This is a genomic window from Nocardia sp. CA-084685, assembly GCF_050955785.1.
Taxonomy (GTDB): Bacteria; Actinomycetota; Actinomycetes; order Mycobacteriales; family Mycobacteriaceae; genus Nocardia.
Map to the genome: position 1 here is coordinate 7466399 of NZ_CP192094.1, position 25528 is coordinate 7491926.

Sequence of the window (25528 nt, forward strand, 5' to 3'; positions counted from 1 at the left end):
TCATCGGGTCGCCCGACATCGGAGCGTGACCATGACCTCTCGGCCCGCCGACGCCACGCCCACCGCAGCCGAGCTTCCTCCTGGCCCGCCGCTGCCGTCCGCCGTGCAGACCGCCCTGGCCTGGCGACGGCGGCAACCGTTCCTCGACGCCTGCCAGCACCGCTACGGTAACTGCTTCACACTGCGGATCGCCCCGTTCGGGACGATCGTCCTGGTTTCCGAGCCATCCGCCATCGAACAGGTGCTTACCGGCGATCCCGCAGTCTTCCGCGCTGGTGAGTTCAACGCCGCCGCGGGGCTCGGCCTCATCCTCGGCCGCGATGCCCTCGGTCTTCGGGACGGGGACGAACATCGCCGCCTGAAGCGGTTGCTGTCGCCGTCGTTTCGAGCGAGATCAGTGGCCGAATACGCGGAGATGATCGAGGAGGTCACTGCAAAAGAGCTGCGCCAGTGGCCGATTCGACAGCCGTTCGCCCTGCGCCCGCACATGCAGGTGATTGCCCGAGACGTCATCGTGGATGTCCTCTTCGGCGCGGCCGAACCGGCACGGCTGTCCGAATTGCGAGAAGTATTGCCCGCCCTCGCCGAGGCGAACCCTCTGCTTCTCGTGCCAGGGCTCCGCCGGGTGGGTCCGCTGCGGCGGTTCCGAGGTCACCTGGACCGGGCGGACAAGCCGATTCTCGCGGAAATTGCACGGCGCCGCCGGGCATCGACCATGGACGAGCACACCGACGTGCTGTCGGCACTACTCGACTCCCCTGAGGGAAACGCATCGACCGACCGGCAGCTGCGTGATGAGGTGGTGGACCTGTTTCTGGGCGGATACGTGCCGACCGCCGATGCCTTGTCGTGGATGTTCGAACGGATTCTGCACGAACCCGGTGCGCTGGCCCGGGTGCGTTCGGCGGTGCACGCGGGCGACGATGGCTACCTCGACGCGGTCGCTCATGAGGTACTACGTCAGCGCCCACCACTGTTCGCCGCGGGTCGCAGACTGGCCGAGCCGGTCGAACTCGCCGGATACCTGCTGCCAGCAGGAATTTCGGTGGCCGCGGTGGCCGGCCTCGTACACAACTCCAGTCAGTGGCATGACCAACCGGGCGACTTCCGGCCCGAACGCTTCCTCAGCGGGCCACTCCGACGCCACACCTGGATACCGTTCGGCGGCGGACAGCGCCGATGCATCGGCGAAGGACTCGTCCTCGCCGAGATGACGGCGGTGCTCCGCACCGTATTCACCCATCTGGACCTCGCTCCGGCCGACCCTGAACCGGAACGGGCGATACCCCACAACATTTCACTGATGCCGGGCAAAGGCGCACGGGCCGTAGTGCGTCACCGCTGGACCGCCGCAGGGCACCAGTGACGACATGTTCCGGAGCCGCCCATGGCTGAGTGGACCGACACGCACGAGCAGGCCGTGTCGGCGTTTGCCGCTGGCCGGCGCCATCGGAATCCGCACGCCTGGAATCATCTACCGGTCGACGACATCGAATTGCTGCAGCCGCTACTTCGCAACGTCCAGGTGCAGCGCCTCGCAGCCCAGGCGGGTGGCTTCGTCCTTGACTGCACAAAGCGAACGGCATTCGCCCCCCTGGGTTGTTCCGCAGAATTCAGAGTCCTGACGGTTCCGATGACAGCCAGTCGGCGTGCCTGCAGCGCAGCCGATCGCGTTCGTCGGTCGTGGCCAGGATGACATCGGCGCCACCGTCGTAGGGATGGTGCAGTCGCTGCAATGCGGTGTCGGCGATCAGCAGCCCGACGGTGACCTCGTCGGCGGCGGCACGCAGCAGTTCGTCGAGACAACCACGCTCCCAAGGTTTCTCACTGACGTACAGGTGCCAGTACCAAAGGGCGTCAGGATCCGGATCCTCGAGGACGGATGTCCAGTACCGGGCTCCCGGGTGCAAGTGGGCGCCCGTGTGGGAACGCCCTGACACAGACGAGGTTTCGGACCCGTCCGCCGTGATGACGTAGATGTCCTTGCCGCCGAAGAGTCCATCCAGCACAGTGTTGTAGCGGTTCAGCACTATCGCGTACTCGTCCGTGCTGTCAGCGTATCGCTTGGACTCCGGCAGGCTGTGAAAACGTACCCACCGATCCGGATAGGCCATTTTCAGCGCATCGGCGATCGGTGGGCATGCGGGCCAGCGCTCTTCCCAGCGGCGCAGCAGGTCCTTCTCGTACACCCAGTTACGGTATACCACCTGATCTTTCACGCCCACGACCTCCACAACGTCCAGGCCCCCGTACCGGACATCACCTACGACCATTCCCGCGAAATCGGCCTTCTTCGGCGCCATCGAGGTCGACATCGACGTCGAAACTGAACTGACCCGGCGCCTAGGCTTTTCCAGGCACTCGGCGGTGGGCGGCCCTGACCACTAGACGGTATGAAGGCCCACTGAGTTTGGGGGCCGGAGGCCTCGATTCTGCAAAACCGCGTGGGTTGCCGGGTGAAACTCACTTCGGTAGAGCCACATTTGCAGGTCAGGAGGGCCTCCGGTGAGTATCGAGCGTACGAGTGTCGGGCTGGATGTGCACGCGTTATCGGTGGTGGCGTGTGCCATCGACAACGAGACCGGGCAGCTGAAGCGGCAGCGGTTGTGCCCGGATCCGGGACAGATCCTGGCGTGGTTGGCCGGGCTGGCGGGCCCGGTCCGAGTGGTTTACGAGGCCGGGCCGACCGGCTTCGGCCTGTACCGGGCGTTGACCGCGGCCGGGATCGCCACTGTCGTGGCCGCACCGTCGAAACTGCAACGCCCGGCCGGGGACCGGATCAAGACCGACGCCCGCGATGCCCTGCATCTGGCGCGGCTACTGCGGCTGGGTGAGATCGTGGCGGTGGCGGTGCCGACCGTGGCCCAGGAAGCCGCTCGTGATCTGGTCCGTGCCCGCGAGGACGCGCGCGGTGATCTGATGCGGGCCCGGCATCGATTGTCGAAACTGCTTCTGCGGCAAGGGATCGTGTATTCCGGTGGGTCCGCGTGGACCGGGGCGCATGATCTGTGGTTGCGTGGGCAGCGCTTCGACCAGGCCGCGTTGCAGACCGCGTTCGACACCGACTACGAGGCGATGACGCTGACCAAGACCCGCCGCGACCGGCTCGATGCCGCCATCACCGCGATGGCCGCCGCCAGCGACTACACCCCGATGGTCCACCGGTTGGGGTGTCTGCGCGGGATCTCGACCCTGACCGGGTTCGCCCTCGCGGTGGAGATCGGGAACTGGGATCGGTTCACCGGCAAGACCATCGGCGCCTATCTAGGCCTGGTCCCCACCGAATATTCCTCCGGCGCCACCCGCACGCAAGGATCGATCACCAAGACCGGCAACACCCACGCCCGGCGTCTACTGGTCGAGGCCGCCTGGCACCACCGCCGCTCCTACCGCAACCCGACTGCCACCATGGGCGCACGATGGGCGCTGGCCCCGGCCGCGGCCCGCGTGCGCGGCCACGCCGGCAACCACCGACTGCACCACCGGTGGGAGCAGTTCACCGCCCACCACAAACGCCCCGTGATCGCCAACGTCGCCGTCGCCCGTGAACTCGCCGGCTGGTGCTGGTCACTGGCCATCCTCGATGACGGCTGACGCCGTCCCCGAGACCGCGGCCAGGCGAGTCAACCCTCGAGTCGGCGTGCGGGACGATCCGCGACACAGCTATGGGCAGCAACGCTTTTCGCGTCGCGATGCCCGACTCTAGACCAGCGGCACCGTCCCCATCGAACAGTCGTCCTGCGGTAACCAACCCGCGCATATCAGTCTGACCACGCCGTCGCCAACCACGACACGACCCGAGACAAACCCCGCCCGACCGCAATCGAGTAGGAGGGCCGGGTTGCCCGGCCCTCCTCTCACACCACCGGACATGCGGGCCCGCATCCGGCGGTTCGTCAAGCCGTTGTTCTGAGCCGGCGCCAGGTTCCTTGCATTCCCAGCAGGCCGAGGTCGTCCCAGTAGGACTTGGTCAGCGATCGTTGGAGGATGGCCGACCCGGCGATGCGCCAGTAACCTTTGCTGCTGGCAGCCCATTCCCGCGAGGTGCGGTCACCGATGCCGAGCTGGCGCAGGTTCCGGCGTTTGGCCGAGTAGCGTTTCCATTCCTTCCAGCGGATCTGCCGCATCCGGCGATAAAGCCACTTGTCCAGCTCGCGTAACCGGTGTGACAGATCGGCGAGCCGGAAGTAGGCCATCCATCCCGTGATGAACTGGTTGAGCCTGTCGATTCTGCAGAACATCGACACACTCCACCGCCGAGAAGTCAACTCCCGGATCCGCATCTTCAAGCGTGCTATCGCTTTCGGATCGACCCGGATCTTGACCCCGGATCGGGAGAAGTAGAACCCGAATCCCAGCAACGTCGCCTCGCGCGCGTGCCGGACCGAGGACTTCTCCTGGTTCACCAGGAGTTTCAATCGCCGCTCGACCACATCGGTGACCGAGCCCAATACCCTGCCAGCAGCCCGTTTGCTACGCACGAAAACACGAATGTCATCGGCGTAGCGCACGAACCTGTGACCGCGTGCGGCCAACTCGGCGTCTAGATCATCGAGCATGATGTTCGACAAGATCGGTGATAGCGGCGACCCCTGCGGGGTCCCTTCCACCGTCGGGAGTTTGACCCCCTCGACCATCACCCCGGCCTCCAGAAACGCCCGGATCAGCCGCAACAGCTTGCGGTCATCAACCTTGCGTGCCACCCGCGCCATCAACGCATCGAACTGCACCCGGTCGAAGAACCGGTCCAGATCGACATCCACGACCCACCGCAATCCAGCATCAACCGACCGCCGCGCCGACCGCACCGCCTGATGAGCGGACCGGCCGGGACGGAACCCGAAACTGAACTGCGAAAACCCCGGATCGAAGATCGGCGTCAGGATCTGCGCGATCGCCTGCTGGATCAACCGATCCAGCACAGTGGGCACCCCCAACAACCGTTGTCCGCCCCCGGGCTTGGGAATCACCACCCGGCGGACAGGCGAGGGCTCAAAGGTGCCCGCGTCCAACGCCTCCCGGACACCCGCCCAGTGCTCGCGCAACCACGGCCGCAACGCCTCCGTGGTCACACCGTCCACACCAGACGCGCCCCGATTGGCTTCGACACGCCTCAACGCCCGCGACAGGTTCTCCGGTGAAAGCAACCGCTCCCACAACGAGATCTCCAGCCCCGGGAGAACATCCTCCTCGGCATGCGCCGACCGGCCGCTACGCTCCACCGTGGTACTCACCGGGATTCACCGGCCCCTCCCACCATGGGCCCGCGTTCACGCGGGATGGCTGCGATCATCGCGACCAGCACGAGCAATACCAATTCCTCTGTCCCACTTCACGTTCGGTCCTTCCCGGCTGATTGTCCGTTCCCCTCACCGGTACTACGACCTCTGCTGACTTCTGCCCGGTCAGTCACGACCTCACGACCACGACCGTCGGCGCGGCGACCACGTCAAGCACAACCGACACCCGAACAGACCTCCCCGGTTAAGAACAGTCACTTTCCCCCTGCCGCCGCCGCGTCTACCTGACGATCCTGTCGATGATGACGGGCTTCACCTTCCGTGGCAGGCTCACCCAGATCCATCCGGCCTCATACGCGATTCGTGTTCCACGGTGCAGGGTTTCGCCTCCGGCTTCCTTCAGACCCCGCCTCACGACGACGCCCTTGCCTCCGGCTCGGAGTTAGCATCACCTCTTCCTCCAGGGGACTCACACCCCCAAGCAACTGCCCATGCCGGGCAAACCACGAAAGCGGTCCCGGCAACCGACGTTACCGGGACCGCTTTCACCTGCCACTTGACAGAACAGGCCTACATATCAGGTGTGGGAGAGCCGGACGTTGGTGACACCTTCCCGAAGGCGTGAGGCCGGTGGCTGACCGCCTGCTCCTGAGTGTGGTCGGTGATAGTTGAGTGGATGTTCCAGACGGCGATGGCTGCTGATCGGTCATCCTCGCTGGTGAAATCCCACGGGCGGTGGTCTTCCCTGGCTTGCGGTTGGTGTCGCCGTTGGGATCGATGAAGCGACGGTGATCGAGTCCGAGCGGTGAGCCATGACCGCACGTCCGTTCGTGTGATGGCGGGTGTCACGATGCGGTCAGGCGGTCGCGGTGCGTCGCACACAGTTCCCAGATGATGGTGCGCGTGCGTTCGTCCAGGACAGCATCGGGCCACGGGGTCGGGGTGGCCTTGGTGTTGAAGTAGGTGCCGCTGGTATTGCGGACCTCAGGACTGGACGCGAGGTGAACGCTGGACCATGTGGCCTTGAGCAATGCCTTGTGGCCGAAGACGAGCGGCATAGCGAGCCGCAGCAGCGGCACGATCGGACGCGCCAGTGGCGGGTAAGTGTCGATGGTGAGGTCCTTGTTCATCGAGGTGTAGGCGTGTCCGGGGTAGGCCACGTTCAGCGTTACCGGCGTGCCGTCGAGTTCCTGGGCGAAGCGGTAGCTCATCGCCATCTGGGCCAGCTTGGTCTGGTTGTAGAACGACAGGCCGACGTAGGACTTCTCGCCCTGGAGGTTGTCGAGGTCGATGCTTCCTTTCGGAATGCCGCCGGTGATGTTGATGACCCGAGCGGCACCCGAGGCCGTCAACGCGGGCATCAGCCAGTGCGTGAGGCAGAACGGCGCTACTACGTTGACCGCGAACGCCGTCTCGAGGCCGTCCTCGGTGACCTGGCGATGAGATCTGGTCGCTCCTGCGTTATTGATCAGGACGTCGACGCTGTTGGTCCGGTTGCTGACTTCTTCCGCGAGGCGCTTCACGTCGTTGAGCCGGGACATGTCGGCCGTGATCGCCTCGACACTCTTGTTCCCGCTGGAGCCGCGGAGCTCCTCTACTGCGGCATCGGCGCGGTTCTTGTCGCGCCCGACGAGGACGACGCTTGCGCCTCGGTCGGCTAGCTGCCGCGCGGTCTCCTTCCCGATCCCGCCTGTGCTTCCAGTCACCAGCACGGTCTTGCCTTCCATCGTCACCACTCCACTCAGTTCAACCGATGTCACTTGGTGACACTATAGTCACTAAGTGTAGGAAAGTAGTCTGGGTGCATGAGTGAAGTACTGCGGGAACGGACGCGGCGAGCCGTGCGGGCGGAGATCGCGGAGGTCGCCATCGACCTGTTCACCCGCCAGGGCTTCGAGAACACGACCGTTGATCAGATCGCCAGCGCAGCAGGAATGACCAAGCGCAGCTTCTTCCGGTACTTCCCGACCAAGGAAGATGTCGTCTTCGATGGCGTGGACCTCACGGGCGAGGACGTGGTTGCCGACATCGCCGCCCGACCGACAGATGAGGCTCCCTGGGACTCGCTACATCACGTACTCCGGACCAGGCAGGACGAGATCCACGCCAGTGAACAGGTCCTCACGACTCTGCGGCTCATCGAGGCCACACCTGCCCTGGTCGGACGACTCCACCAACGACGAGCAGAATGGCGACGGCGAGTCAGCGACGCGTTGAAGACCCGACCAGGTGCTGAGATCGACGCGTACACGGCGGACCTACTCACCAACGCCGCAACCGCTGTCCTCGATGCCGTGTCCAGCCACTGGGTGCGATCAGGCGGGGAAGCGGATCGCCCGACTCTCCTCGACCAAGGATTCCTCCACGTCCGCGTGGCTCCCGACGCTCGAGATGGCTGACCGACTACCAGGTTCCTTGCCTACTCGCCGCTGACAACGTCCCGTCCCGCAACAACTAGGAGTGCTGCGCGTGCCTCACCGTGATCGCGACACCGAGGCGAGCGCCGACGTGGGCGGCATCGACTACACCACCGGGCTATCCATAGGCGGGTTACGCGGCAAGCGAATCGAGAGGGTCCACCTGATCGGGGTGGACGACAAAACCATGATCGATTGATTACTTGATGGGCGCGTCGACCGACAATGCATGGGCGGGTCGATGGTCAGATCGGCTTGGATAACCACGTGTTGAGCCGATGATCGTAATCGGGGGCAACACGCAGACTCCGCCCCGGTGTCCGGGTCAGCCACCCGAGCTCGAGGAAACGGTCGGTGAGCGCCGCGGGCAGTGCCCCGGCCAGATGTGGTCGTCGCTGTGTCCAGTCCACACAGATCCGCGCGAACACCCGCCGGGTGCTATTCAACGCCTGTAGATCAATTCCCAACCTTTCGGCCAGCTGCCGCCCGACCGGCGTGAGCTGGTGGTCTCGGTCATCGACCAACCGCAGGGCGGCAACGGCCAGCAAACGGTCGCGTAGCTCAACTCCGCGGCGACCAGCGAGATGGTCGTAGCAGGTTCTGGCCTCGATGAGAGTCCTGGCAGCACGATCGGTGCGCAGCGAACGTACCGCTGTCGCCGGGGCCAACTGTGCCAGGGCTTCGATTACAGCGGCGACCTGTGGTCCGGCCAGCTCATGGTAACGGTGTCTGCCTTGCGTACGCACCGCCACCAGACCCCCCTCGACCAACCGTCGCAGATGAGCGGTCGCAGTCGCGGGCTGCACTCCGGCTCGGCGGGCGAGCTCACCCGCCGGCAATGCGTGCCCCTCGGCCAGCGCGGCAAGGATGGCGACCCGGGTCTGATCGCCGATCAGTGCCGCCACGGGCGCGAGATCGCGATCAAGCATCCACTGTCCGTCCGGTTCACCCGTCATGCCGCCACCGTGCCACAACCACGATTAGCTCCGGACCAAAACGTTGCTGACCTACCGTCACACCGTCACAACCATCATCACAGAAGGGGCCGGACGGCCATGACCGAGTCGACAACGACCGCCGAGCAGATCGAGCACATCTTCACCGCCTGGGATGATGCGCTGGGCGCCAAGGACCTCGATGCCGCAATGGCGCTCTATCAGCCCGACGCGACCTTGGAAAGTCCGTTGGTCCGCCATTTTCTGGGCACCGAGGAGGGGGTGGTTCGCGGCCGAGACAACCTACGGCGATTCGTGGACAAGGTGTTCGCCCACCAACCCGCTGAACGACGCCGGTACCGCGTCGGCTTCTTGACCGATGGAGACCGCCTCACCTGGGAGTACCCCCGTGAGTCCCCGGACGGTGACCAAATGGACATCGTGGAAGTGATGGAGATCCGGGACGGGCTCATTGCCCACCACCGCGTCTACTGGGGTTGGGTGAGCGTCGGAATGCTCACAAAGGGACAACACTTGAAGTAATCAGATATCGGCGAGGTAGTGGGCGCCAGCGGCGAAACTCTGTGGCGCCCACGACCATCCAAAACACACCAGAAGCGTAGAAGGCACGCGCCGTCAGACTCGGCCGCCACCGCGCTCCTCTGTACGCAGCTGATACAACACACCCCTGCCCAACACCGTATATCGTCGCCGACAGCGGCTGGGCAACACCGAATCTGTTGAGGTCAGAGGCTGTCGGCGGTCAGAAGCTCCAGCGGCCGATCGTGGCAAGCCGACGCAACCCCGGAACGTACCGAGTCATCGCGAATTGCAGTCGTACACTGCGGGAAAATCCGGAACTCTGCTGTGGGTCGTACCAGTCGGAGGCGGCGAGGCACTCGGTCGTGTGGTAGCCGAGTTGATCGAGTTCGGTTGGGTCGTCGATGCCCCAGTGCAATGTCGAACCGGTGTTGCGGGTGATCGGTGTGGCCTTCTGCAGCTTGACGCCGAGCTTGCTGAGCATGTCGGCGATCAGCTCGCCCGACGCGAACTTACGGGCGAGCTGATCGCAGTAGTTCACCGCCTACTGCCGGCTTCAGGTACACGAGCAGCCCTTCGGCCACCATGAGCGCGGGGCGATCGCAGGGGATGCGGTCGAGCCAGGAGAGGTCGGTGATCGGCGTGCCGATGAGATGACAGTTGGCACGCCGCGGATAGATACGGGTACGCAGGTCGATCACCTCCGGATAGTCGATGTCGAACCACTGCACCGACGGTGGCGGGTCGAGCCGGAAGACCCGGCTGTCCATACCGCAGCCCAGGTGCAGCACGATAGCGTCGGGGTGGTCGTGCAGATACTGCGCGGCCCAGTCGTCGATGACCTTCGCGCGGGCTGCGATCCCCTCAGCGGAAGCCACTGTGACACCGAGTCTTTCGAAGTCGTAGTCGATGTGCTCAACAGCGTCCTCAGCAGCTTGATCGCCCAGGATCGGGTTCGCCAGCCGGTTGTCGAGCACCTTGCTGTAGAGCGTGGCGAGCATGGTCGCCTTCTCCTCGGAGAAAGTAACCCCTTCCATCAGAACCCTCCTCGAAACATCGGGGACAGACCCGAACTTGTTGTCGGACAAAGCTTTTCAGCACAGAAACCAGATTCCGTTGGGCGCCCGGCGGTCCTGATGCGATCTCGACGGCAATACGGTGCAGCCGCCTCGCCGGATGTGCTCCCACCACACAGCTCGATGTGCCGGGGTCGGCAACAGCCCACCAAGACCTCCGATTGTGAACAATATTCGCAATTCGCACCATTCGTGTTTGCTAACAACGTTCGCAACTATTCGTGGACGCTCGACCTTCGCCCCCGCCACGCCGCCGGATGCCCGAATCGGCCGCACAGGTGGCCGAGCCCAGGCTTCACGCGGTCGAGACCCGAGGCGGAGCGAGTTTCGCGGACCGGTTCCCGAGCAGTCGTTTCATGATTCGCGCACCCGATCGGGGACGGTATGGATCGGCGATCGTGCCGGTGACGAGGAGCTCGAGGTTGTCGAAGATGCGCTCACTGATGGCGTCGTGGCTGTGCCGCAACGCCACCATCCACAGGAGGTACGGGATGATCGATGGCTCGGCCGACAGCACGTGGCTGATCCGAGTGCCTCCGTCGACGGGCTCCAGGTCATATCCGTGACTTCCGTCGAGGCCGGGAATTCCGCCGAACCACAGCCGCCGCGGTGGCTCGACTTCCGTGATGCGGTAGCCGATCGGGCCGGCACCGTTGTACTGAACCATCCTGGCACCCGAGTGCAGACCGTCGGGAAAGCGCACCCAGCCCCACTCCGGCGGGTAGAGCGGATCGCTATCCGTGCCGAGCAATGTCAATGTGGCCCATACATTTTCGGGAGTTGCCGGAAGCACTCGCCAGTGCAGGTTGCGGATGCGGTGGGACATGACTCACCTTTGCCGGAAGAAAGTTGTCATTGTTCATATCTGACGAGAAGATAATGTGAACGATGTCAACATCGAAAGAAAGAGTACATCTCCATCAGCGCACAGGCCGCGTTACCGAGCCGCGCATGGCGGTCGGCCGCATAGTCGGGATCGACTTTCGCCCGCTCGAGATCGGTCTCGACAGAGCCGTAGTGACCGTCGCGTAGCTTGTGCACCGCTTCCGGATCATCACCGGAAATATTGCTCATATCGACGAACCCTTCCTCCTCGAAAGATAACTAACGGCAGCGTTCTCACACCGCATCCATGACCGAACCAACCGACCGTCTCGCTCGGCCGGAATCAGAAGCCTTCACCGGACCCAGACCCGGCATCGCCCGATTCGTCCGAATCCGCCACGGCACCACTCCCCCGGGAGCGCCGACCTGACCGACGAACATGGTGGATCCTCAAGGGGTAGGGGACGGGGATGGTCAGGGTGCCGGGCCGACCGCGAGCACGGCCCGCACGGCGCCGCGGAGGTATTCCCGCGCATGGGGATCGGCGAGCCGCTCGCGGCGCAGCAGTACGGCGGTGGGCAGGTCGACCAGGCACAGGGTGATCGCGTCGACGGCGCGGCGGTGGCCGCGCTGCCACAGGTGTTGCGACAGCCGGGTCATCAGCTCGATCAGCATCTCGTCGGTCGCGGCGAGTTCGGCGGCGACACTCTCGGGCAGCTCGCCCAGCAACTCCTCACGCCGCACGGCGAGCAGCAGCCGCAACGAGTCCAGATGCCGCTCGGCGAAGATCGCGGGCGCCTCGGCGGCCGCGACCACGGCTTCGACCTCGTCATGGCTGCCGAGCGCCGTCTAACCAGCGTGGTTTGCAGGTCGAGGAAGCGGCGCGCGGCACGTAACCAGGTGCGCCCGAGCAGTTCAGCGCGCGACCCGAAGGTGTGGTAGATCGCGCCGTTGGAGATGCCGGTGGCAGCGGCGACCGCACGCGCGGTGACCGCGGCGGGGCCGCCGCGGACGGCCAGTGATTCCGCTGCGTCGAGCACGGTGTCGGGGCCGTGCATCCGGGGGCGGGGCACGCCGTCACTATAACAGAGCACTTGCTCTGTTTCAGGGCGCGACAACGGCATCTGCGGCCAGGTAGTCGACTCGACGGCGATTTCGTGCCGCCGCACAGCGTCGAGCGCGCTCTCCCGAATCGCTCCCATAATCTCGGCCACCAACTCCTGGCGAGCCATGCTCACGATCGTCCCGGGAGCGATATACAGGTCGGCGAGCCGACCGACCCCCATCCACTTCCGGGATCACCCTGGAGGTGCGCGAAGGCCACCGAGCACGGATCTTGCCGATCCGTTCCTCCACGTCATCGACGGCATAACCCAGTGCCCGGCTCGACCCCAGCGCAGCTGCCGTCTCGGGATGCATCATGCCGGCCTCACTTTCCATATTGCGCCTTCGCCCGAGCCACCGCCCGGGTCCGCCGCGCCGTAGACGGCAGAATCGGACGCTTCCGAGGTCGGGCCGGAGCGGACATTGCCCCTGTTCATTGCGCATCCGCTCGTACTCGGCGTCGAGCAGGCCCCGGCGCTCGCGCCCATTGCAAACATCGTCCGCAGATGCAGAATATACATCTGCTAACAACGTTCGCAACTATCTGATGATGGCGTGGTCCTGGAACCCGCTGACGTGCGTAGTGGATGCGGTGGGACATGAACTCGCTTCCATCGAAGAATGTTATCTTCGTTAACATCTGACTGGAAGGTAATGTAAATGATGTCAACATCGAAGCGCAAGGCCTACCACCATGGAGACCTGCGCCGGGCCTTGGTCGATGCCGGACGCGCACTGGTACAGGAGGATGGAGTCGCGGGGCTGACGCTGCGCGCGGCCGCGACGCGGGCGGGAGTGTCCGCAGCGGCGCCCTACCGGCACTTCGCCGACAAGGAGGCACTGCTCGCCGCTGTGATGACTCAGGGGTTCGCAGAGTTGGCGCAAGCCCTCTCGGCCATCGAGGTCGATGACCCGCTGCCACGGCTGCACGCCATCGGCCACCGCTACCTGGAGTTCGTGGCCGCCGAGCCCGCCCTGTCCCAGCTGATGTTCGGCGGAACGGTCACCGATGGCGACGCCCACCCAGAGTTGGCCGCGGTGCGTGGTTCGGTGGGCGACACCTTCGCAGGAGCATTCGGGGACGCATGGCGTGCGGGTGCGATCTGTGGACCTTCAGTGGATGCGATCATGCTCACGATGCGCTGCGTCATGCAGGGCTTGGCCACGTTCATCGCGACTGGTGAAATCCCCGCCGCACGTGTGCGATCCCTGGCCGACTCCGTCTTCACTACCATCGATACCGGCCTAGTGCCACGCTGATCCGAGGCGGCCGGACCGCATCTTCTTCGGCGTCTTGGCTGTGATCGGCCTGCTGCTGACCTATGCAGGCTGGTTCACCAGGCCGGTCGCCGCGCAGCCATCAGCGCCCACGACCATGACTACGGGAGTGCCACCCACAACTCGCCATCGCCCAGCAGCGCAATCCACCACCCGCGCGATCACTTTCCGGAGACGCGAGCACAGCAAGAGCGGAACGGCGTGCCCTAGCCCGCGCTCGGCCGACCACCGCCTGGGACGATACCGAACAGCAGTGCTTCGATGCCCGCTCGGAACAGCGCATCATTGTCGACCGGTGCAGTCGCGGACCCGGCAGTGGCGAGCAGCGCGGTTAGATGCAGATAGTTACCGTGGGCCAGCATAGTCGGAATGTTGTCGGATTCACCCATGGTGGGAGTGGAAAACCCCGCCGCTTCCAGCCCGGCGAAGTTGCGAACCCACGCCCCCAGCAGGGCGACACCCATCATAGTCGCGTTGGCGCCGAGCCACGCTTGGGCCAAGGCGCCGGCCATGTGGTCGAAGAATCGCATCGAATTCGGACCGGGGCTCAACGAAACGGCCTCCCCTAAGCTAAGCCCTCCCACAGCCATGGGTGCCGTCGATGCAACGCCCGCGCCTGGTCCAGCATGACGAAGACATCGGTGCGCACGTTCCCGGTCAGGGGCGGGTAGTCGTATTCCGCGGCGACGCGGTTCACCATGAGCGAAAGTAAGTCGTTCTTGCCGTCGACGTACCGATAGAGCGAAGCCGCGGCGGTCCCGAGGTCATCCGCAATGCGACGCATCGATAGCGCGGGCAGCCCCTCCGCGTCGGCGAGCCGGACGCACATGTCCGCGAGCTGGTCCAGGGTGTAGGTGCGACGCGACCCCGGTTTGGGATCGTCGCCTCGCAACCACAATGAGGTCGAGGAAGCCGTGGGTGTCATGCCACTACTGGAGTGTTGCGAACCATGTTAGCAAACATCTATGCTGCAATTGCGAACGTTGTTCACAATTAACGGGAGGTTTGGTGACCGTCATTGAAGCCGCGGCGCTGACCAGGCGATATAGCTCAGGCGCCGCAATGGACGGAGTGGATCTGCGGATGCTGGCCAGGTCCATACCTGCTCGGACTGAACAGTTCGAGCGAGACCCACCGTGCGCATACTGGCACCACGTGTCGCACGTCAGCGTCCATATTTCCGACCGGGGTCGATGCAGGGTTACGGCGGTTTCGTCGCGTTCGCCATTGCCGGGGAAGTGGTGCGTCGCATCACCGGGCAGTAGATTCAGAATATTTTTGAGGAACGCATCCGAGAGCCAGATCACTCTAATCGCGCGTCGGGACAACCGGCAGGACCGACCGATGTTCACTTTTTGATGCGATAAACGACGCACATGTCGAGGTCTTCGACACCATTCGAAAATCCGGTGGCGATGTTTCCACGGCACCGCAATCGCCATTTCTAGGCCTGAATGAATCGTGAAGATCTGCAGACAGGCTCCACTTCGATCACTCGAATGGAGTTGACTGGAGTGGTAGTGATCGAATCATACAACCGCACCAGGCTGGTGAGGAAAACGCTACCTGACCTCACTGCAGCCAACGCTGATAAACGGGAGTCGAGTGTCGCCATGACACCAGAGTCACACGAAGGAATGATGGAGCGAGCAGCGGCCCTCGCGTCGAGCTTCTTCCCCGCAGGTAACGAGAGCACACTGCGCCAATACTCGGAAGCATGGATAGACATCGGCGAACGCTTGGAGGCCATGGCGCAAATTCATGTAAATATCTATCATCAGTATTCTGCCCGGAACTCCTCCGGCCGGACCGACAGGTCGATCGCCCAGCTGAACATCCGATTATTCGCAGATCTACACCGTCAGGTCCTCTACTGCTACGGCATGGCGGCGCACCTGGACAAGATTTCCGACCTAATCGAGCTGGGAAAACTTGAGATCACCGCTATCGCTTCGGCCCTGATAGCCGATCTTGATTCGGACATGTCGACACTTCCAGCAGGCCATAGCACGAATTCCAAGCCAGACCTCGCAACCGCAGAACAAGCAATGCGGAGGATAGCGAGACGCACACAGCAACAGGTCGATGAACTTCCTCCCCCGACCGTGGGCACCCTCGAAAAAATGTAGATTCCGCAGAAGTCGAACTACCTCCGGCACCATAAGAACGGCCGACCGCGTGACCACCCGTTCGACCATTGACAGCCCGATGTTGCGTGAGGCCTCGCGTGTCCGGCGGTGAAGTACTCATGCGCTCCTGGGTCAAGTGATATACGGCGTTGACAGCCGGTTGGGCACCGAGATGTAGCAAAGACCGATCCTGTGATGTGCAGGTCGGGGTTCTACCTTGCATTTGAGCTTCGAAGATCTGAATAGGTTCGCGCAGCGCGGGCCCGTCGACCTCCAGGCTCGATGCCGAGCTCACGGGATCTCGAAATCTGAATTACTCCAGGTAATTACGAGTCCGGAAAAGATTTCTGCGTAGATATTCGCACGACTGGGGGCCGTGGTGGTCCACAATCCGTGGAAGGTAATCGGCCTGTGGGTGCTGCTCGCCATCGCGGTGGTGGCTTCGGCGCCGGAACTCAAATCAACGACCGATCAATCCGTTTTCCTGCCTTCGTATTATGAGTCAATCCAGGCGTTGGAGATGCTGCAGGAGGCGTTTCCGCAGAGCTCCGCGCCAGCGGCGATCATCGTGTTCGCCCGGCACGACGGGGCGCCGCTGACCGAAGGCGATTCGGCCTCGGTCGTCGCGATCGGCACCGAACTGCTCGGCGAACAGATCAAGGACGTCACCGCGATCCAGTCAACGCCGCCGTTGGAGAACCGGCTGATCCAGATCATTGCCGTGCAGACGACCAAGGTGACCAATCCGAACGACACCACGCAGAGTGACGCGGTCAAGGCGCTGCGCGGAACTGAAAGAGCGCGTGGCGGGCACGGACCTGAAGGCGGGTATGACCGGTCAGGCGGCTCAGGTGCTGGACCAGCAGGAATCCAGCGAAAAGGGCATGGCGATCATCGGCGGCGCCACCATCGTGCTGATTCTGGTGCTGCTGCTGGTCATCTTCCGCAGCCCGGTGATCGCACTGCTGCCGATCGTCGTGATCGGCGCGATCTCCAGCATGGTCAATGGGATGATCGCCATGGTGGCCAAGGCATTCGACTTGCAGATCGACGCCTCGATCAGCGCGATCCTGCTGGTCGTGCTGTTCGGCGTCGGCACCGACTACATCCTGTTTTTGATGTTCCGCTACCGCGAGCGGCTGCGTGCGGGCGAAGATCCGAAGACCGCCATGGTCAGTGCCGTCACCCGCGTCGGTGAGGCCATCACCTCCGCGGTGGGCGTCAGCTTCGATTCACGTTCACCAGAACCTCCCACTAACCATGAACAAAGTTTGAACGAACGTTTGCCAACGGTGTTCGCAACTCTGAGTGGTGGCATGCTGACTGACATGACATCCGCTGCTTCCTCGACCTCGTTGTGGTTGCGAGGCGACAACCCCAAACCGGGGCCGCGCCCCGCCTACACCCTGGACCAGCTCGCTGACGTGGGTGTCCGGCTCGCCGACTTAGACGGGCTGCGCGCGTTATCGATGCGCCGCATCGCGGACGAACTCGGCACCGCCGCGGCCTCGCTCTATCGGTACGTCGACGGCAAGAACGACCTGATCGCGCTCATGGTTGACCACGTCGCCGCGGAATACGACTACCCACCCCTGACCGGGAACGTGCGCACCGATGTCTTCGCCATGCTGGACCAGGCGCGGGCGTTGCATCAACGGCACCCATGGTTGAGGGAGGGCTTAGGGGAGGTCGCTTCGTTGTCGTCGAACCTCGGTCCGAATTCGATACGATTCCTCGACCGTATGGTCGGCGCCTTGGCCTCGGCGGGACTCGACGCCAACGCGACCATGATGGGTGTCAGCCTCCTGTCGGGGTGGGTGCGCACCTTCACCGGGATAGAAGCAGCGGGGTTTTCCGCCCCCGTCATGGATGCGTCCGACCACCCTCCGGCAATGCTGGCCCACGGCGACTACCCCCATCTGACCAGGCTGCTTGCCACCGCCGAGTCCGAGACCGCACCAGTCGACAATGATGCCGTGTTCCGGGCCGGCGTCGAAGCACTGCTGTTCGGCATCGTGCGATGAGGTCCGCACACGGTGCTCCGCGCATGGTAGCCATTGCACCTCAACCGAATAGTGTTCGTCGCCCGAGGGCGTGATCAGCGCTTATGGCGGCGGCAGGGGAGCGTTTGCGTTCCAGGCGGCGTTACGCAGGTTGTGCGCAATCGCTTCCCCGTCGGCATCGAGCGTCATCATTACCCCTGCCGATCAGGACTCTTCGGCCGCGCGTATCGGCGCGGCCGCAGCCGCGGAGTCGCCGCCGGGGATCAGCGCACCGCCCGTCACGGTCTTGTTCTGCCTCTGCTCTGCAACCGCTTCGATGCCGTGCGCGTGGTCGAACCCGGTGAACGCGCCGAACTCCGCTCGTCGCCGGTTCAGATCATGATCGGCGAGACGCCTCATCTCGACTTGCCGTGCGATCATCGGCAGCATCGTCACCGGCGGCATCGTCACCGGCAGCATCGTCACCGGCAGCATCGTCACCGACGGCACGTCCAGACCCGGTCCCGTGAACGACCCGGCCTCGGCCCCGACCACACCCGTCCCCGACATGGCTCCGGCCCGGCGCTCGGCATCTGGCGCCGCGCCTGTACGCCCGGCGAAATGGTCCTCTCGCACACCGGGTTCCGGGCCGATCGGTGTCGCCGCATTCACCCGATCGGCCACACTGTTCGTTGCGCGCGTCTGACCAGGCCTTCCACTATTTCCTTGTGTCACTGGTATTACCTTCTTGTTTGATTCACGGAGTAGAGGAATAGATCCGCGATTGCGGCGACTCCACGCCATGTCCTTCGATTCGTCGAAGTCGGCCAGTGCTGTGCCGCCGGCGTCAGGTCGCGGGCACCGCAGCTACCGACGCCGTGGTAGCGGCCGACGCATCCGCGGGCGACGAAGCCGGGGCGGCCGAATCCGGCGCGGGAGTGGTGACCTCGATGCCGCGCGGGTGGCGGAATCCGGCGAACGCGCCGAAGTCTCCTGCGCTGTCGGACATTTCCGCGGCGAACGGCCGCAGCTGCCCGTTGACGACGACCTCCGGCGTGCCGCTCTCGAAGGAACCGAAAACCACAACGATCGCGGAATGATCCTTCTCCCACGTAGCGACATCGCCGGTCATCAACTGGTACGGGTCGACCGGATCGATCTGCTTGTTGTCCGACCACTTCGCCGGTGTATTCGCGTACGCGGCTTTCGCATCGGTACCGCTCGCGTTGCCGAAAGCCGCATCCAATGCCTGAGCAACCACGGCGGAAACCCACTGTCTCTCCCCCTCCGGGAACGAGTAGTACCTATCCCCACTCCCGTCCTGCGCGGGCGTCCGCGTCGGCAGCGCACTCTGCGCGGACGTGACATTCGGCCCGGCACCCGGCCCGATCGGCTGGCTGTGATTCGGCACCGCGCCAGCGGGGGGTTGGCTCCCTGGCGTCGCCACAGGAGCTGCGGTGACCGCTGGAATCGGCGACGGCGCGACTGCTTCGTCGTCGCGGGGGAGCCTGTCCGGATCCGGCTCGTTGCGCACGCCGGGTTGCATGCTGTTGGCCAGTGCTGGGATCATCCAAGGGTTAATCCCCGTTGTCTGGTCGTCTCGGGAGCCCATCGCCGAGCCAATAGGCGTCGCCGCTGGAGCCGCCGGTCCAGCGACCGCTTCTTGCGGATCCAGACCCACATCGCTCCGATACGGCGACGCACCAGGATCTTCCGTCAGGTCCGGATCCAGTGACTGGTTCGAATCCAGCGGCAGGCGTGGATCCATCGGAGGACTCGGGTCGTACGGGATGCCCGGGTCAAACGGCATACCGGGCTGTTTCGGCACGCCCAGATCCTTTGGATCCAGCTCCCCGGGCCGCGGGTCGCCCTCATCCCCGACCTGCTGCTTCAGCTTTTTCACCTGCTGCGCCAGCGTTTCCGACTGCTGCGTCAGCTTCTCCACCTGCTGCGCCAGCTTCTCGATCTCGTCTGCTTCTTTCTTCTGGCCCTTCACTGCGTCGGCCATGATCGCATTCAAGTTGTCGATCGTCTTGGTGATTTCATTCATGCAGTACTCATCGTGACTCACACCGTCCGGAGGCCACTCACTTATGGCCGCGTTGTGATCCTCGATGAATTTTGACGTCCATACTCTCACTTCCTTGGAATACCCAGCTGACCTGCGTATCCGGTCCGGCACATCGCCGTACGCCTCCACGAGTTTGACCCCCGTCATCCGGAGCTTCTCTTGCTTAACTTCATAATTCTCGATACCACTGAACTGTTTGTCGCCCTCAATGTCCAGCTCCGGCGGCTTCAGATCCGGCGCTTCCTCCGGGGACTCCTCACCCGTACTCAAATAATGATCACGCAGGCTCACAGCGAGCCCCCGCGGTCCCTCGTAATAATTTTGGACCGACGGGGAGAGATCAATTTTATCCGGGTCGGGCATAAACAATCGCGGCAATTTATCAGGCCATGGCGCCGACATCGTCTTCCATCGCTCACGCAGTCGGATTCACTGAGACGAGAGGAACAGGACCACGTTTCTCCTGGTCATGGAAAAATGGTGCCACAAAGTGGTTACCCAACGCGCTACCCGCGCCCGTGGCAAACGCGCCTCGTACGGGGTGGGCCACAGCGCCACGACCATACTTGGCCGCAGCAGCGCCTCTGGCTACACTCTTTCGGAACCGGCCCCCCTCTGTACTCACGTCCACTCCACGCAAGCCGTTCTTGATACCTTTGGCATTGTCTGCGAACCCCCGAATTCCCTGGCGCAACCCTCGAGCGACTCCACCAGCCGCGGCATCCGCCGCTACGGTCCCGGCGCGACCAGCAAATGCTCCCCCGGGGATTGCGCCAGTCGCGGCATCAACTACAGCGGTTTCGAACGCGTCATCCAAACTCTTGCCCTGACTCATGGCAATCGCTCCGCCTACGAGGCCACTCGCGACCGCGCCGCCGACCGGCCCGGCCGCACTTCCAATGAGACCTGCTGTTGCAACCAATCCATCCTTCCAATCCATACCAAAAATCCCCATGGTTTCCCTTTCTTGTCGGAGAAATATCTTTGGGAATTCACCAGCCGCATTCGACCAGAAACCTGAACTAGGGCCGGATCGTCGATCTCCGCGTCCGGCCGCTCGACGAGATTTGTATCGACGATTCCGGCCGGTCAGATCTGCGGTGGCCCAACCGGCGGCGGACCGACAGGCTGCTTCGGTGCGGCCACGGTCGGCGGAGCTGCCGCCGCGAGTGCGGGGTCGCCACCGGCGGCGCTATCCAGGCCGGTCGGGTGGATGTAGCCCGTGCAAAGCCCGTACTTTTCCTCCAGCGGAGGTTTGCCGGGATCAAAGGGAATGAGCTGACCGTTGTCCAAGACAAATAATTGGTTCGATTCCTTGACAATCAGCGCGTTATGTCTCTCCCACTGAATAATATCGCCCGTATTAAACGCTTGCGGGTCACGACTATTGATCACTGCGGGCGGATGATCCGCTGACAACTCACCCGCAGTTCCCCGGTACGCGGACATCGCATCGATGGCGGTGTTCTGCACCTGCTTCTGCAAAGCCTCCGCCACCGGCTGCGACGCCTTCACGGTATTCTCGCCGATTTGGACATCCACCATCGCGCCCGGTGTCGTCACCGGCGGCGGAGAACCCACATAGGCTGGCGCCACCACGCCGGGAGGAGCTGTCTGGGCCGCGGGATTCGTTGTGGCCGTCTGGGCTGCGCGGTTCCGCTCCCGTTCTCGTTGCCGGTCCTCACGCGATTCCCTGTCTTCGTAGCCCCTGTCATCGCCGGGAACCCGGTTCTGGTTGAGAGCGTTCATCGCCATCATCTGCCCTATTTGCCCCATAGCATCGCCACTGCTATTCGTGGGTTGCTGCGGGGCGCTGGGCGCAACGGTCGATCCGGTTCCGGCATCCTGCATCGCCGTCCGGATCAGAGAACGGAGGTCTGTGCCCGACGGGGTATCGCCGCTAGTGCTGTCCGCAATTGGCTGGGTACCGGTCGGGGAATCCGTGCTGTCCGTAGGTTCCAGGCCGAGATTGTCCAATGTGGGGTTCGAATCCGGACTCGGGAACATGTCTTGTTGCGTGGGAGTAGTCTGCGTCGGCGGCGGAGTGTAGGAGGGAGGGATGATGGTCGTTGGGGTAGGGGTGGTTTTTGTGGCGGGCTTTTCTTCTTCCTTCTTCTCCGGCTTCCCTTCCTTCTTCTCCGGCTTCCCTTCCCTCTTCTCCGGCTTCTCCACCTCACTCTTCTCGGGCCTCTTCTCGCTGGGGTACCCCGGAAAATCCCCACCCCTTTTTGCGCGTTCCTCAGCCTGTTTCGCGTAGTCGGCGACGTCTTTCGTGCAGTCCAGGACCACTTGCTTGAGGATGGGATAGATAGGCCATTCTTCGACAATGTTCTGGATACCGAACTCGCGGGTTTGCTTCCCCGACTCCAGCCTGACGTTATTTTTGAGGATTTTCCAGATATCCTCACGGGCTTCTTGAACCGTATCATACATACGCTTGAAGACCCGGAAATTCTCTTTGGTGAGTTCTTGGTCCTCTTGCTGGAACTTCGAATCCTTTTCGTCCCACGCCGCCGCCAGGGCGCCGAAATGGTCTGCGGCCGCTTCATATGCCTCTACGGCCTCGCCCTTAGCCCCCGATTTGGCGACCGGCCCGTCTTGAAGCTTCTTGATAAGATCGTCTTCCAGTTTGCCATTCCAGAAGCTACTTTTCGACTGTAAAGCCACCGGCTTCCTCTTATGCCCCATCTGGTAAGCTAAATAGGCAAGCCGATCGTTCACTACACTTATGACGTCCTTCAGTTCGCTCGACGCCTTGCCAGGGGGGACATCGATCCTCAGCCGGAAGTCGGGATCTTCGCCGGTGTCGCCCGCTTCCGGATCGCGAGTGGAGTATGTGTCGCCCGCTTTCGGATCGCGAGTAAAGCTCTTTACGTAGTTTCGGTAGGCGACCAGTTCGAGATTTGGCTTTTCGTCGGCCCAGAGAACATTTTTAGCGTCTGTGCCTAGGTTACCCTTCCACTTATTACCTAAGGCATGCTTGACCCCAACCATAGCGCCATCGTTCGTAAGAGCGAACTGTCGCACCCTCTGGTCGGCATCATCATCGGTGTCCCACTCGTCATAATGATCGTTGTACCCACCCCCTCGTCTTTTTTTGTCGTCAGGATTCGCCGACCATAGCTCGTCGCCAGCATCATTGTGGGCCTCGAGCCTGTACTCGCTACCGTCTTTTTTGGTTTCGAATACGATTTTGCTGGCGTCTCCGCGATTGTATATTGTCTTGCTATCTCCGGTCGGGACGAAAACCTTGACTACGTCGCCGTTCTTGAGCCCGAACCGGTAGTTGCCGTCCGGCGATTCAACCCAGTCGCCTTCATTGAGGCTATCGCCTGGGTTGAGGACCTTGACGACCTTTGAGTCAGCCATTAGAACACCCTTTGATCACATGCGTCGCGCCGAACTGTTCGCGAGTCCCCGCCGCCACCCCGAGTCCTTCTACCGAGATACTCACGGACACTAGAGCCTCACATCTCCGGTGCCGTCCGCCGAATCCCCGCGCTACCCGCGCTATCGGCTTCCTCGAGACCACCCGCTGTCGTATGTGATTCGTCGCTCACACTTTGATAACCTTCTGCCACCGAGGTCCAACCGCCTGAACGAGCACTCAGGTGCGGCACGGCATACCCCACTAGAAATGCGTGGGCCGCGTAGCCCTTTTCCAAATAAAAGTTGGCCACATAGTCCGGATCGTTCTTCGCCCGCTCATGATAGACGGGAGCCATACCGTTGTTTATGTCGCGTAGTCGACGCCAATCGTCTGGATCTTGATTTAATTCAGTGCCCATATCGACAGACTCTCTCCATTTCGATCAACTTCGCCATCGGCCGAAGAAAACTTCACCGAACTCGAGTCAGGACTGCGGCCACGGCATCTTCGGCCACGTCGCCTCCCGGATGGCAAGTTCATGTTGCCGCACGGCATCTAAGGTGCTTTCCCGAATCGCCGTCATGATGTCGTCCACCAGCTCCTGCCTGTTCGCACAGTTCGCGGCCGTCCCGTCGGCGATGTATAGATCGGTGAGTCTGCCCATCCCATCCACTTCGGGAATCACCCGGGAGCTGGGCGAGGGGCGCCGGGCGCGGATCCGGTCGATCCGTTCCGTGAGATCATCGATGGCATGCGCCAGGGCTCGGCCGGATTCCAGCGCCGATTCCGTATATGGGTGCATCATGACGGCGCGGTCCCTTCGGTTGGTTGTTCTTTCACCATCACGGGTTCCTTCTTTTCACGTCGATGGATTCGAGTCGGTTGCGCCGAGGGTTTGGACCTGACGAACGCTTCCCATCCACCACCGAAAGCAAGGCCCTTTAGTTTGTCCCGGTGGAAAATGTTGCCGTCGTCGGTGACGAACCTATGATTCTTCGCTGGCGTATCCTCGGCATCACGGACACTCATCCAATCGAGCATGTCTATGTTGGCGCCACTACTCGTTGAGGTCCCGGTCTGTCCGTGAGCGATCACATCGAAGATTCCCGGGATAGCGAGAAACGCCGCAGCAGTAAAACCGATCCTCGAACCGTCCGGTCCGGGAAAGGCGTGGAATCGACCGGCGGGCACCCGCAGAGTCACCCGGTCCACCACGGTGCGGTGGGCTTCGATGTCGTTCACCAGAACCTCCAGCCAACCGTGAACAGCGTTCGCAGTCGCGAGCGTACACTTCTGCTAACGATGTTCGCAACTATGGTGGCACGCCAGCTGCCGATGACGCCCACTCCCCTGGCTTCGCCGTTGGCTACCAACGACGATCCCGAACCGGGATCGCACCCCGCCTACACCCAGGTGGCCGTGGCGGTAACGGTGAAGTCGTCACCCGAAAGAGCTGACCTGCCCAAACTCGCCACCTCCGGATCGACCGGTGAAGTCGCCCCGAGCTGCCGGAATCAGTATTGAATATGAATACGGATTCAACTACTATTCCGCGCAATTGAGAAGTAGCTCAACGAGGAGGTCTCCCGATGGTGCAGGTAGAGAGTGTTCGCGGCCCAGTGCCGGTGGACGAACTCGGCACGGTGCTGATGCATGAGCATGTGTTCGTGCTCAGCGAAGAGATTCGCCGCAACTACCCTGACTTGTGGGATGAGGAGCAGCGGGTCGCGGACGCGATCGAACGTTTGCGCGCGCTGAAGGCCCGGGGCGTGGATACGATCGTCGACCCGACAGTCCTCGGGTTGGGGCGGGACATCGAGCGTGTGGCTCGCATCAATGCCGGGGTGGACCTCAACATCATCGCCGCCACCGGCTTGTACACCTACAACGACGTGCCACTCTTCTTCCGGCTGCACGGGCCCGGCACAATGCTCGACGGTGACGAGCCCATGGTCGATATGTTCGTCAAAGACATCACCGTGGGCATCGGAGGCACGTCGATCAAGGCAGCGTTCCTGAAGTGCGCGATCGAAGAGGAACTGACCCCTGGTGTCGAGCGAGTACTCCTCGCCGTCGCGGAGGCGCACAAGCGCACCGGGGTACCGATCACCGTGCACAGTTCGCCAGCGCACCGGACCGGGCTGATCGCCCAGGACGTGCTCCGGTGGGAAGGTGTCGATCTGGGCCGGGTGGTGATCGGGCACAGCGGCGACACCGCCGATCTGGACTACCTACACGAGGTGATCGACAACGGTTCCTATGTAGGGATGGACCGATTCGGGCTGGACATCCTGCTCCCGGATGACCAGCGCATCGCCTCTGTCGCCAAACTTGCGGCCGAGGGGCTTTCCGACCGGATGGTGCTCGCGCAGGATGCCTCCTGCCATATCGACTGGCTCCCACCTGGTGTACGGGAACAGGTTGCGCCGAACTGGCATTACACCCACATTCACGATGCGGTGCTGCCCGCGCTGCGTGATGCCGGAGTCACCGAGCAACAGTTGACGACCATGCTCGTGGACAACCCACGCCGCTACTTCAGCATGGGCAAGGAGGGGTGA

At 63.0% G+C, this 25528-nt stretch carries 27 protein-coding genes and 1 pseudogene; 10 read left to right on the forward strand and 18 right to left on the reverse strand.

From position 1 onward, the window contains the following. Positions 1-31 precede the first annotated feature (31 nt). Positions 32-1366 carry a cytochrome P450 gene (locus tag ACQP2U_RS33155; protein WP_433711075.1) on the forward strand — a complete coding sequence of 445 codons (1335 nt, stop codon included), beginning with the start codon at positions 32-34 and terminating at the stop codon, positions 1364-1366. A gap of 247 nt (positions 1367-1613) precedes the next feature. On the opposite strand, the gene ACQP2U_RS33160 is transcribed toward ACQP2U_RS33155, so the two are convergent. Then, positions 1614-2315, reverse strand: coding sequence for a DUF3885 domain-containing protein (locus ACQP2U_RS33160; RefSeq protein ID WP_433711076.1), 702 nt, complete (start codon positions 2313-2315; stop codon positions 1614-1616). Positions 2316-2505: 190 nt separating this feature from the next. On the opposite strand from ACQP2U_RS33160, the gene ACQP2U_RS33165 reads away from it, so the two are divergent. After that, positions 2506-3594, forward strand: a complete 1089-nt coding sequence (locus ACQP2U_RS33165) for an IS110 family transposase (protein WP_433711077.1) — start codon at positions 2506-2508, stop codon at positions 3592-3594. A gap of 302 nt (positions 3595-3896) precedes the next feature. Here the strand turns inward: ACQP2U_RS33165 and ltrA are convergent, their stop codons facing one another. Further along, on the reverse strand, positions 3897-5234 hold the full coding sequence (ltrA, locus tag ACQP2U_RS33170) for a group II intron reverse transcriptase/maturase (RefSeq protein WP_433711078.1): 1338 nt from the start codon (positions 5232-5234) through the stop codon (positions 3897-3899). An 851-nt stretch (positions 5235-6085) separates the two neighbouring features. Next, the gene (locus tag ACQP2U_RS33175; protein WP_433711079.1) at positions 6086-7000 is read right to left on the reverse strand and encodes an SDR family NAD(P)-dependent oxidoreductase; all 915 of its coding nucleotides are present in this window, start codon (positions 6998-7000) and stop codon (positions 6086-6088) included. Between the two features lie 45 nt (positions 7001-7045). Here ACQP2U_RS33175 and ACQP2U_RS33180 point away from each other — a divergent pair, with 45 nt between their 5' ends. Both ACQP2U_RS33180 and ACQP2U_RS33185 read left to right on the forward strand, forming a co-directional pair. Beyond that, the gene (locus ACQP2U_RS33180; RefSeq protein ID WP_433711080.1) at positions 7046-7639 is read left to right on the forward strand and encodes a TetR family transcriptional regulator; all 594 of its coding nucleotides are present in this window, start codon (positions 7046-7048) and stop codon (positions 7637-7639) included. Between the two features lie 70 nt (positions 7640-7709). Next, positions 7710-7856: a hypothetical protein gene (locus tag ACQP2U_RS33185; RefSeq protein WP_433711081.1), complete on the forward strand. Its 147-nt coding sequence runs from the start codon at positions 7710-7712 to the stop codon at positions 7854-7856. Positions 7857-7902: 46 nt separating this feature from the next. Here ACQP2U_RS33185 and ACQP2U_RS33190 read toward each other — a convergent pair whose 3' ends face one another. Further along, positions 7903-8613, reverse strand: coding sequence for an ArsR/SmtB family transcription factor (locus tag ACQP2U_RS33190; RefSeq protein WP_433711082.1), 711 nt, complete (start codon positions 8611-8613; stop codon positions 7903-7905). A 99-nt stretch (positions 8614-8712) separates the two neighbouring features. On the opposite strand from ACQP2U_RS33190, the gene ACQP2U_RS33195 reads away from it, so the two are divergent. Continuing rightward, positions 8713-9135: a nuclear transport factor 2 family protein gene (locus ACQP2U_RS33195; protein ID WP_433711083.1), complete on the forward strand. Its 423-nt coding sequence runs from the start codon at positions 8713-8715 to the stop codon at positions 9133-9135. Between the two features lie 220 nt (positions 9136-9355). Here ACQP2U_RS33195 and ACQP2U_RS33200 read toward each other — a convergent pair whose 3' ends face one another. The 5 genes and pseudogenes from ACQP2U_RS33200 to ACQP2U_RS33220 all read right to left on the reverse strand — a co-directional run bounded on the left by ACQP2U_RS33200 (position 9356) and on the right by ACQP2U_RS33220 (position 12106). Next, on the reverse strand, positions 9356-9673 hold the full coding sequence (locus ACQP2U_RS33200; RefSeq protein ID WP_433711084.1) for a hypothetical protein: 318 nt from the start codon (positions 9671-9673) through the stop codon (positions 9356-9358). Next, positions 9645-10169: a class I SAM-dependent methyltransferase gene (locus ACQP2U_RS33205; RefSeq protein ID WP_433711085.1), complete on the reverse strand. Its 525-nt coding sequence runs from the start codon at positions 10167-10169 to the stop codon at positions 9645-9647. The genes ACQP2U_RS33200 and ACQP2U_RS33205 overlap by 29 nt, the downstream gene beginning before the upstream one ends. 334 nt (positions 10170-10503) lie before the next feature. Beyond that, a complete protein-coding gene (locus ACQP2U_RS33210; protein WP_433711086.1) occupies positions 10504-11034 on the reverse strand; it encodes a hypothetical protein in 531 nt (176 codons plus the stop codon). Between the two features lie 65 nt (positions 11035-11099). Beyond that, on the reverse strand, positions 11100-11282 hold the full coding sequence (locus ACQP2U_RS33215) for a hypothetical protein (protein ID WP_433711087.1): 183 nt from the start codon (positions 11280-11282) through the stop codon (positions 11100-11102). A 225-nt stretch (positions 11283-11507) separates the two neighbouring features. Continuing rightward, positions 11508-12106 (reverse strand): annotated as a pseudogene (locus tag ACQP2U_RS33220) (TetR family transcriptional regulator). Positions 12107-12797: 691 nt separating this feature from the next. Here ACQP2U_RS33220 and ACQP2U_RS33225 point away from each other — a divergent pair. Continuing rightward, on the forward strand, positions 12798-13397 hold the full coding sequence (locus tag ACQP2U_RS33225) for a TetR/AcrR family transcriptional regulator (protein WP_433711088.1): 600 nt from the start codon (positions 12798-12800) through the stop codon (positions 13395-13397). Between the two features lie 224 nt (positions 13398-13621). Here ACQP2U_RS33225 and ACQP2U_RS33230 read toward each other — a convergent pair whose 3' ends face one another. Together ACQP2U_RS33230 and ACQP2U_RS33235 are read right to left on the reverse strand one after the other, a co-directional pair. Next, on the reverse strand, positions 13622-13966 hold the full coding sequence (locus ACQP2U_RS33230; RefSeq protein ID WP_433711089.1) for a TetR/AcrR family transcriptional regulator C-terminal domain-containing protein: 345 nt from the start codon (positions 13964-13966) through the stop codon (positions 13622-13624). A gap of 14 nt (positions 13967-13980) precedes the next feature. After that, positions 13981-14340 carry a TetR/AcrR family transcriptional regulator gene (locus ACQP2U_RS33235; protein ID WP_433711090.1) on the reverse strand — a complete coding sequence of 120 codons (360 nt, stop codon included), beginning with the start codon at positions 14338-14340 and terminating at the stop codon, positions 13981-13983. A 574-nt stretch (positions 14341-14914) separates the two neighbouring features. On the opposite strand from ACQP2U_RS33235, the gene ACQP2U_RS33240 reads away from it, so the two are divergent. Next, positions 14915-15544 (forward strand): hypothetical protein, encoded by a 630-nt coding sequence (locus tag ACQP2U_RS33240; protein WP_433711091.1) that lies wholly within the window; start codon positions 14915-14917, stop codon positions 15542-15544. Positions 15545-16039: 495 nt separating this feature from the next. On the opposite strand, the gene ACQP2U_RS33245 is transcribed toward ACQP2U_RS33240, so the two are convergent. After that, positions 16040-16261 (reverse strand): hypothetical protein, encoded by a 222-nt coding sequence (locus ACQP2U_RS33245; RefSeq protein WP_433711092.1) that lies wholly within the window; start codon positions 16259-16261, stop codon positions 16040-16042. 86 nt (positions 16262-16347) lie between these two features. On the opposite strand from ACQP2U_RS33245, the gene ACQP2U_RS33250 reads away from it, so the two are divergent. Beyond that, positions 16348-17568: an MMPL family transporter gene (locus ACQP2U_RS33250; protein ID WP_433711093.1), complete on the forward strand. Its 1221-nt coding sequence runs from the start codon at positions 16348-16350 to the stop codon at positions 17566-17568. Positions 17569-17751: 183 nt separating this feature from the next. Here the strand turns inward: ACQP2U_RS33250 and ACQP2U_RS33255 are convergent, their stop codons facing one another. The 6 genes from ACQP2U_RS33255 to ACQP2U_RS33280 all read right to left on the reverse strand — a co-directional run bounded on the left by ACQP2U_RS33255 (position 17752) and on the right by ACQP2U_RS33280 (position 24209). Continuing rightward, positions 17752-18081, reverse strand: coding sequence for a hypothetical protein (locus ACQP2U_RS33255; protein WP_433711095.1), 330 nt, complete (start codon positions 18079-18081; stop codon positions 17752-17754). Positions 18082-18373: 292 nt separating this feature from the next. Continuing rightward, positions 18374-19960 carry a hypothetical protein gene (locus ACQP2U_RS33260; protein ID WP_433711097.1) on the reverse strand — a complete coding sequence of 529 codons (1587 nt, stop codon included), beginning with the start codon at positions 19958-19960 and terminating at the stop codon, positions 18374-18376. Between the two features lie 726 nt (positions 19961-20686). Then, complete coding sequence (locus ACQP2U_RS33265) at positions 20687-22966, reverse strand: hypothetical protein (RefSeq protein WP_433711098.1); 2280 nt, start codon at positions 22964-22966, stop codon at positions 20687-20689. Between the two features lie 98 nt (positions 22967-23064). After that, on the reverse strand, positions 23065-23385 hold the full coding sequence (locus ACQP2U_RS33270; protein ID WP_433711099.1) for a hypothetical protein: 321 nt from the start codon (positions 23383-23385) through the stop codon (positions 23065-23067). Positions 23386-23451: 66 nt separating this feature from the next. Next, positions 23452-23772 (reverse strand): hypothetical protein, encoded by a 321-nt coding sequence (locus tag ACQP2U_RS33275; protein ID WP_433711100.1) that lies wholly within the window; start codon positions 23770-23772, stop codon positions 23452-23454. Beyond that, positions 23769-24209: a hypothetical protein gene (locus ACQP2U_RS33280; RefSeq protein ID WP_433711101.1), complete on the reverse strand. Its 441-nt coding sequence runs from the start codon at positions 24207-24209 to the stop codon at positions 23769-23771. Before ACQP2U_RS33280 ends, ACQP2U_RS33275 begins: the two co-directional genes overlap by 4 nt. 60 nt (positions 24210-24269) lie before the next feature. Between ACQP2U_RS33280 and ACQP2U_RS33285 the strand changes: the two genes are divergently transcribed. Beyond that, positions 24270-24491 (forward strand): hypothetical protein, encoded by a 222-nt coding sequence (locus ACQP2U_RS33285; protein ID WP_433711102.1) that lies wholly within the window; start codon positions 24270-24272, stop codon positions 24489-24491. 65 nt (positions 24492-24556) lie between these two features. Further along, the gene (locus tag ACQP2U_RS33290; protein WP_433711104.1) at positions 24557-25528 is read left to right on the forward strand and encodes a phosphotriesterase family protein; all 972 of its coding nucleotides are present in this window, start codon (positions 24557-24559) and stop codon (positions 25526-25528) included.